At 68.5% G+C, this 4,473-nt stretch carries 6 protein-coding genes; 4 read left to right on the top strand and 2 right to left on the bottom strand.

The annotated features are described in order from the left end of the window. Both JWQ89_RS19160 and JWQ89_RS19155 read left to right on the top strand, forming a co-directional pair. Positions 1-769 (top strand): VOC family protein (locus JWQ89_RS19160; protein ID WP_299643647.1); only part of this gene is annotated, 769 nt, incomplete at its 5' end. An 84-nt stretch (positions 770-853) separates the two neighbouring features. Further along, entirely contained in the window at positions 854-2,509 is a 1,656-nt protein-coding gene (locus JWQ89_RS19155; RefSeq protein ID WP_299643646.1) for a cyclic nucleotide-binding domain-containing thioredoxin-disulfide reductase, read from the top strand. Between the two features lie 4 nt (positions 2,510-2,513). Here the strand turns inward: JWQ89_RS19155 and JWQ89_RS19150 are convergent, their stop codons facing one another. Continuing rightward, complete coding sequence (locus JWQ89_RS19150) at positions 2,514-3,440, bottom strand: phosphotransferase (protein WP_299643643.1); 927 nt, start codon at positions 3,438-3,440, stop codon at positions 2,514-2,516. 180 nt (positions 3,441-3,620) lie between these two features. Here JWQ89_RS19150 and JWQ89_RS19145 point away from each other — a divergent pair, with 180 nt between their 5' ends. Together JWQ89_RS19145 and JWQ89_RS19140 are read left to right on the top strand one after the other, a co-directional pair. After that, entirely contained in the window at positions 3,621-3,875 is a 255-nt protein-coding gene (locus JWQ89_RS19145) for a transcriptional regulator (protein WP_299643641.1), read from the top strand. 4 nt (positions 3,876-3,879) lie between these two features. Next, complete coding sequence (locus JWQ89_RS19140; protein ID WP_299643638.1) at positions 3,880-4,191, top strand: type II toxin-antitoxin system RelE/ParE family toxin; 312 nt, start codon at positions 3,880-3,882, stop codon at positions 4,189-4,191. Positions 4,192-4,291: 100 nt separating this feature from the next. Here the strand turns inward: JWQ89_RS19140 and JWQ89_RS19135 are convergent. Continuing rightward, the coding region (locus JWQ89_RS19135; protein WP_299643636.1) for a winged helix-turn-helix domain-containing protein at positions 4,292-4,473 on the bottom strand (182 nt) is incomplete at its 5' end.

Genomic DNA, 4,473 nt, shown 5'->3' with positions numbered 1-4,473 from the left:
CAGGCGCTGGCGGGCGCGCTCGCCGCAGGCGCTGGCGCGGCGGGTGGCGGCGATCGAAGCCAGCGGGCGCGGCCGCGGATGGATCGAGGGCGATGCCGGGCACGGGCGGGCCTATCAGTTCGATACGCCGGCGGGGCACCGCTGGGAAATCCTGTGGGACGTGGACTATGCCGTAGTGGCGCCTGCCGAGCGGTCGGGGCTGATCAACCGGGCGTCGCGGCGGCCGGCGATGGGCGTTCCGGCGCGGCGGATCGACCACTACAACCTGACAGCGCCCAATGTCGCGGCGGAGCGGGATTTCCTCGTCGAGGCGCTCGGCTTCATGGAGCGCGAGGCGGTGATGACGGACGATGGCGCTGCGACGATCGCCAGCTGGCTCAGCGTCACCAATCTCTCGCATGACCTGGCGCTGGTGCCGGAGCGGGCGAGCGCCACGGGGCGGTTCCACCATGTGTGCTTCTATGGCGGCTCGAACGAGATGCTGTTCGATCTTGCGGACCTTTGCCGCGAGCACGGCATTGCGCTCGAGCATGGGCCGGGGCGGCATGGAATCGGCAAGACGACGTTCCTCTACATGCTGGAGCCGGGCGGCAACCGCATCGAGATGGTCGGGGACGCCGGGGCGATGATCTTCGATCCGGCGTTCGAAACGGTGAAATGGAAGGCCTCGGAGCTGCCGACGGCGGCGGTGTGGACCGGCACCGAAATGCCGGCGAGCTTCTGGAGCTATGCGACGCCGCCGGTGGAGGCCGGGGTGCGGGTGGCGTAGGACGGCGCGACGACGCATCCGTTGCCGCCGGAAGGGAAGTCCGGTAGCAGTTGCGCCCTGTGCAGGATCGAGGGGTCGACAGGGATGCTTACGGCGGAAGAGCTGGCGGTGGTGCCGATATTCTCGTCGCTGGATGCGGGCGCCCTGAGGGAACTCATCCGCGGTTCGGCCGACATGCATCTGGGGCCCGGCGAGCATGCGGTGCATGAGGGCGACGAGCCGATGCTGCTGGTGGTGCTGAGCGGCAAGCTCGAGGTGCTGAAGCGGGTCGACGGGATCGAGCGCAAGATCGGCGAGCGGCTGCCGGGGACGTTCCACGGCGAGGTGCCGATCATCTACGGCACGCAGTTCCAGGCGGGCGCGCGGGCGATGGAGCCGGCGCGGCTCGCGCGGATCGATGCGCGGCAGTTCCAGGCGGCAGCGGCACTGGCGCCGGAACTGGCCCGGCGCATGGGCGAATTGGCGCGCGAGCGGATCGGCGGGCTGCAGGGGATCGCGGCCAATGCTCGCCGGGCCAAGGTGATCATCCTCGGGCAGCGGTGGGACCCGGCCTGCCTCGAGGTGCGCCGGTTCCTCGCCAGCAACCAGATCGCCTTTGACGGATACACGCCCGATGCGCCGGAACTCGCCGAGCGTTGGCATGGCGAGGTGCCAGTCGAGCTGCCGGCGCTGCAGGTGGTGGACGGGGCGACACTGGTGCGGCCGCGGCTGCGGCAGCTGGCGGAGCTGCTCGGGCTCGATACGGCGCCGAAGGCCAGCACCTACGACACGGTGATCATCGGGGGAGGGCCGGCGGGGCTGGCGGCGGCGGTCTATGGCGCGTCGGAGGGGCTGCGCACGGTGGTGATCGAGCGGGAGGCGCCGGGCGGGCAGGCTGGCACTTCGTCGCGGATCGAGAACTACCTGGGCTTTCCGGCAGGCATATCGGGCGACGAGCTGGCGAGCCGGGCGCTGCGGCAGGCCAAGCGCCTCGGGGCGGAGGTGCTGATCACCCGCCGGATCGAGCATGTCGACCCGGTGGCGCGCACCGTGGAGCTCGATGGCGGGGAGGTGCTCACGGCGAGGACCATCATCCTCGCGACCGGCGTCAGCTGGCGGCGCGTCGCCATCGAGGGTGTCGACCAGCTGATGGGCAAGGGCATCTACTATGGCGCGGCGCGCAGCGAGGCGAGCACGACGCAGGGGCTCGACATCCACCTGATCGGGGCCGGCAACTCCGCCGGGCAGGCGGCGATGTTCTTCGCCAACCACGCGCAGACGGTGACGCTGGTGGTGCGCGGCGATGCGATCGAAAAGAGCATGTCGCAATATCTGGTGGACCAGATCCGCACCAAGTCCAACATCAAGGTGGCGCTGCAGACCGAGGTGCAGGCGGTGCATGGGGAAGACCATCTGACGGCCGTCGACCTGATCGATCGCGCCACCGGCGAGGTGCGGCGTGAAGAGAGCGGCGGACTGTTCGTGTTCATCGGCGCCGACGCCGAGACGGACTGGCTGCCGGCCGAGGTGGCGCGCGACGGGCGCGGCTACGTGCTGACCGGCGAGGACCTGAAGCGGGCCGGGCGCTGGTCAGAGAGCCGCGACCCCTACCTGCTGGAGACGAGCGTGCCGGGGGTGTTCGCCTGCGGCGACGTGCGGTTCAGCCCGGTCAAGCGCGTGGCGGCGGCGGTGGGGGAGGGGAGCATGGCGATCGCGTTCGTGCACCAGTATCTGGCGCGGGTGGCGGCGGGGGAGAGGTAGGACGCTAGCCGGCGCGCTCGAGGGCCATACGGGTCCAGGCGAGGTCTTCGGCGAGGGTGCGGCCGGCGGGTTTTTCGTCGGGGGCGGCGGTGCCGCGGGAGGCGAGGAAGGCGACGGCGGAGGCGGCGTTGAGGAGGCGGGCGTAGCCCCGGTTGATCGGGGCGCCGCCGGCGGACTGGTAGGCCTCGATCGCGGCGGTGATCAGGGTTTCGTCCTCGGCGTCGAGGAGCAGGTACTTGAAGTCGTGGTGGCGGTCGGCGAAGGCGGCGTCGTCGTAGTCGAAGGCGCCGATGATCTGGCCGTCTGGCTCGATCACCAGGTTGTGGAAGCCGAAATCGGAACGGGTGAGGACGCGGCGGGTGACGCGGGCCTCGGTGCGCTCATAGCGGGCGAGGAGTGCCATGGCGCTGTCGATCAAGGCCTGGTCGCCGGTGGCCTGTGCGAGGCCCGCAGCGAGGGATGCGGCGGGTGGGGGCCAGCTGGGTTTGGCGGGGAGCCAGTCGTCCAGTTCGTGTTGCGGGATGCTGAGGTGCTGGTCGGCGAGGAGGGTGCCGAGGTTTCGGCCGACGATTGCGGCGAAGCCGGGGTCGGCGCGGACGCGGTGGTAGATGGAGACGGGATCGGGATTGCCGGGCACTTCGCGGCGGAGTTGCCAGCCCGCTGGCGCCTTGTAGGTGGTCTGGGGCGCGAGGAATCGGCAGTGTTGGTGGATGAGGCCCAGGACGCGGGTCTCGCGGGAGAGGCGCAACTCGCCGAGTGCGTTGGTCGGGAACCAGGCGATGCGGTCGCCCGGCAACCGCACGGCGAAGCGGTCGTCACGGAGCAGCAGCTGGATGCGCACGGTGTCGACGGTGACGTCGATGCCGGCAAGGGCGGCTGCGACGGCCTCGGCCTCGGGCGCCACCCATTGCGGCTCATCGAAGGGGGTCATTCGTCGAACCTGCCATCAAGGCCCCGGAGGCTCAAGCGACCAAAAGCGAAAACCCCGCACCGCGTTCGCGGGGCGTGGGGAACCGGCTCGGGGACCGAACAGGCGGCAAAGGACTGGTGCGAACGCGACTTCTGGTGTATTCAATATTGCCCATGTTGAACACATCTTGGAGTAGCGCGGATGGCGCGGACGACAACCATGACAGTGCGGATCAGTGGTGCGCTCAGTGAATTCGTGGCTTCGAATGTCGGCGAAACGGGGTCCTACGAGAATGTCAGCGAGTATGTTCGCGACTTGATCCGGCGGGACAAGGAACGGGCGGAGGACGAGGGGTTCGAGAGGCTGAAGGCGGAATTGCAGCTGGCGTTCTCAGCGCCGGAGAGCGCCTATCGGCTGCTTACGGCGAACGACGTCATCGCCCGCAACCGCCGCTGACACGATGGCCGTTCGGTTCCAGGAAGCGGCTTCGGTCAGGCTGGATGAGATCTATCGCTACACAGCAGACCAATGGGGCGAGGAGCAAGCGGAACGTTACGTGCTCGGGCTCTTTGCTGCAATCGAGGGCATAGCGGACCGCCGGACGATCTCGCGGCAGGTGCCAGCGGAGTTCGGGGTCCAAGGCTTCTTTTTCCGCCACGAACATCACTTCGTCTACTGGCGGCGGCTTTCGAGCGACGACGTCGGTATCGTCACAATACTTCACGAACGGATGCACCAGATCGAGCGGCTACGAGAGGATTTCGGCCTCTAGCCAACCTGACGGTGGCCCTTGGGGAGAGGGAACTGGAGAAGCGAAAACCCCGCACCTGCCGGTACGGGGTTTTTCAAGTCCGCCGCAACGCGAACCGAAATCAGGCGACGCTCGATTCCGAGAACACTTCGTGCTCGTCGGGCTCGCGCAGCACGTAGCCGCGGCCCCAGACGGTCTCGATGTAGTTCTTGCCGCCGGTGGCGACCGAGAGCTTTTTCCTCAGCTTGCAGATGAAGACGTCGATGATCTTCAGCTCGGGCTCGTCCATGCCGCCATAGAGGT

It is taken from the genome of Devosia sp., assembly GCF_028290645.1.
Lineage (GTDB): Bacteria > Pseudomonadota > Alphaproteobacteria > Rhizobiales > Devosiaceae > Devosia_A.
Note: the sequence above shows the minus strand (reverse complement) of the source record. Positions and strands in the feature narration are given on the sequence as shown.